The following is a 2,990-nucleotide window of genomic DNA, read 5'->3' on the forward strand; positions in this document are numbered from 1 at the left end:
TGACCGCGGCCTTCACCCTCGCCCTCATCGCCGAGCTCATGGGCCGCTCCCTGCACTACGACTCCATGATCCGAGTCGGCATCTGACCTGGCGGACACCGTCCGCCCTCCCGGCACGGCGAGTCGCCCGGTCCGGAGACAAGGGGTGAGCCCTGCGGGGCTCACCCCTTCGTCGTCCCCGCCCGGCGCGTCACCGGGAGAAGACGGAGGTCAGCGCTGTCTTCTGGACGAAGGTCCTGCGGCCCGGGCCGCCCCGGTTGGTCTCATGGTGTGGTCTTTCATGTACGTTCCAAGGAGGCCGGCGATGAGCCAAACGTCCACTGTCGAGCACGGTCTCGACGACGCCAGGAAGGGTCCCACGCGACGGACCTTCCTCAAGTGGTCAGCGGTGACCGGAGGAGCGGCGGCGCTCGTCTCGACCGTGTCCGACCTGGGCATGCCCGGCAGCGCACCGGCCGCCGCGGCGGTCGAGGGCATGGCGGACGCCGACCGCACGGTGTGGTCGGCCTGCACCGTCAACTGCGGCTCCCGCTGCCCCCTGCGTCTGCAGGTCAAGGACGGCACCATCGTCCGGGTCCTTCCGGACAACACCGGTGACGACGAGCTGGGCAGCCAGAGCGTGCTCGCGTGCGTCCGTGGTCGCTCCATCCGCCACCGCGTGTACAACCCCGACCGCCTGAAGAAGCCCATGAAGCGCAAGCCGGGCACCAAGCGCGGCGAGGAGCAGTGGGAGGAGATCTCGTGGGAGCAGGCGCTCGACGAGATCACCGACAAGATGAAGGAGATCAAGGCCGAGTACGGCAACGAGGCCTTCTACATCAACTACGGGACCGGCGTGCTGGGCTCGACGATGGCCTGCTCGTGGCCGCCGGACGCCTCCCCCTTCGCCCGCCTGATGAACACCTGGGGCGGGTACCTCGACCACTACTCCGACTACTCGACCACCGAGATCACCCAGGCCTACCCCTACTTCTACGGCACCTGGGTCGGCGGCAACTCCTTCGACGACGCCGCCAACTCCCGCCTGCAGGTCATGTTCGGGAACAACCCGCTCGAGACCCGCATGTCCGGCGGTGGCCAGCTGGCCGTCACCCAGATGACGAAGAAGAAGCACGGCGTGCGCACCATCGTCATCGACCCGCGCTACTCGGAGACCGCGGCCGTCCTCGCCGACGACTGGGTCCCGCTGCGCCCGGGCACCGACGCCGCGCTCGTCGCCGGCATGATCCACGTGATGCTCGAGGAGGACCTGCACGACCAGGCCTTCCTCGACCGCTACTGCGTCGGCTTCGACGAGAAGACGCTGCCCGAGGGCGCCCCGGAGAACTCCTCCTACCGCTCCTACATCGAGGGCAAGGGCCCGGACGGCGTCGAGAAGACCCCCGAGTGGGCCGCCGGCATCACCGGCGTCCCCGCCACTCGCATCCGCCAGCTCGCCCGTGACATCGCCACCGCCAAGCCGTGCGCGATCACCCAGGGCTGGGGCCCGCAGCGCCACGCCAACGGCGAGAACAACGCCCGCGCGATCTTCCTGCTCGCCTGCGTCATCGGCAGCATCGGCATCCCCGGCGGTGGTACCGGCGCCCGCGAGAGCGCCCAGGGCCTGCCGTTCGTCAAGCCGTTCAACTACGGCATCACCAACCCGTCGAACAAGATCATCTCGGTCTTCTCGTGGCTCGACGCGATCGACCACGGCCCCGAGATGGACACGTTCAACGCCGGTGTGTGCGAGAAGTCCGCCCCGGGCGTCCGCGACAACAAGGTGCCCGTGGACGAGAAGGGCAACCCCACCAACACCAAGCTCGACGTGCCGATCAAGATGGTCTGGCAGTACGGCGGCAACTCCATCGTCAACCAGACCGGTGACAACAACCGGTCGGTGGAGATCCTCCAGGACGACTCCAAGTGCGAGCTCATCGTCGTGTGCGACATCCAGTACACGGTGTCGGCGCGCTACGCGGACTACGTCCTGCCCGGCACCTCCTCCGCGGAGGAGTCCGACGTCCACCCGGGCGAGAACGCCGGCCCCATGGCCTACGGCATCGTCTCCTCCCAGGCGATCGAGCCGCTCTACGAGTGCAAGAGCATCTTCGACATCTGCACCGAGATGGCCAAGCGACTGGGCACCGAGCCGGAGTTCACCGAGGGCAAGTCCCGCGAGGACTGGCTGCGCGAGACCATCGAGGCCACGCGCGAGAACGACCCCGACCTCCCGGACTACGACGAGTGGAAGGAGATGGGCATCTACCGGAAGAACATCGGTCCGGTCGTCACCCTCTCCGACTTCCGTGAGGACCCCGGGGCCAACCCGCTGCCGACGCCGTCGGGCAAGATCGAGATCTACTCCGAGCGCCTCGCCGCGATGTCGGAGAAGTGGACCTTCGGTGTCTTCCGTCCCGAGCTCGCCGGCGACAAGCTCTGCCCGCTGCCCGAGCACGTGGACACCTGGGAGGGTGCCCTCGAGGCGCGCGCCTCGGAGAAGTACCCGCTGCAGGTGATCGGCCACCACTTCAAGGCCCGCACCCACTCCACCTACGGCAACGTGGACTGGCTCAAGGAGGCCCACCACCAGACGGTGTGGATCAACCCCGCGGACGCCGAGGAGCGCGGCATCGCCAACGGCGACGACGTGTTCGTCTACAACGACCGCGGCACCGTGCGCCTGGAGGCCAAGGTGACCGAGCGCATCGCCCCCGGGGTCATGTCGATCCCGCAGGGCGCCTGGTACAGCCCGAAGCCGAGCTCCGACGTCCGCCCGCCCGCGGAGGCGAACCAGGACCTGCCGGTCGACACCGCCGGCTCGGTCAACACCCTCACCTCGCTGCACCCCTCTCCGTTGGCCAAGGGGAACGCGTCTCACACGACCATCGCCAACGTGGTCAAGGCCTGAAAGGCGTAAGCACTCATGACTGACTCTCTGACCGAGGCCGGTGCGAACTACGGCTTCTACTTCGACCAGTCCGCGTGCACGGGGTGCAAGGCGTGTGCCGT

General features: G+C 68.1%; 1 protein-coding gene. It reads left to right on the plus strand.

The genetic code is table 11. The annotated features are described in order from the left end of the window. The first annotated feature begins 303 nt into the window (after positions 1-303). Positions 304-2,889 carry a DMSO/selenate family reductase complex A subunit gene (locus FHE66_RS11840; RefSeq protein WP_139073169.1) on the plus strand — a complete coding sequence of 862 codons (2,586 nt, stop codon included), beginning with the start codon at positions 304-306 and terminating at the stop codon, positions 2,887-2,889. The last annotated feature ends 101 nt before the right edge of the window (positions 2,890-2,990 follow it).

The sequence above is a fragment of the Georgenia sp. 311 genome, from assembly GCF_006151955.1.
Taxonomy (GTDB): domain Bacteria; phylum Actinomycetota; class Actinomycetes; order Actinomycetales; family Actinomycetaceae; genus Oceanitalea; species Oceanitalea wutianyii.